Raw genomic sequence first — 624 nt, forward strand, 5'->3', positions numbered from 1 at the left:
TGTTCTGGGCGAGCCCGGCGTGCCCGGAATGGACGGACGCGAAGGGACAGAAACGCTACTTCGACCAGAGCAACCAGTACCGGTTCGACGAGGAACTCGGCATCGTCGAGGATCCGGCGTCCGGGCGCAGCCGCGCGCTGGTCGAGCAGATTCCCCGGTATCTGCGTGCGATGGCCGCGCGCGGCAAGCCGGTGCTGGCCGGGGTGATGGAAAACGTCGTGCAGTGCTGGAAGTGGGACGACCGGCATCGGTGGCTGCGCGAGATCCAGGACCTCGGTTACGAGACCCGGGTCATCGCCCTGAATTCCGCGCACGTGCTGCCGCGCACCTGCCTGCCGGTGCCGCAGTCCCGCGACCGGCTCTACATCGCGTATTGGCTGAAATCGTTGGGGCGGCGGCCGGATTGGGACAAGTGGCTGCGCCCGAAGGCGTGGTGCGCGAGTTGCGAGCAGGTTGTGGACGCGATCCAGTCGTGGAAGAAGCCCGGCACGCAGATGGGCCGCTACGGCGTGCGTCACGGCCAGTACGTCTACCGGTGCCCGTCGAAGGCGTGCCGGTACGCGATCGCCGAGCCGATCACCACACCGGCGTCGGTGGCCATCGACTGGAGCCTGCCGCCCGGGG

General features: G+C 68.4%; 1 pseudogene. It reads left to right on the plus strand.

Going from position 1 to position 624, the window contains the following annotated elements:
* Positions 1-624 (plus strand): annotated as a pseudogene (locus A5780_RS42710) (DNA cytosine methyltransferase); the annotation flags it as partial.

Origin of the sequence: Nocardia sp. 852002-20019_SCH5090214 (assembly GCF_001665865.1) — a bacterium.
Taxonomy (GTDB): Bacteria; Actinomycetota; Actinomycetes; order Mycobacteriales; family Mycobacteriaceae; genus Nocardia; species Nocardia nova.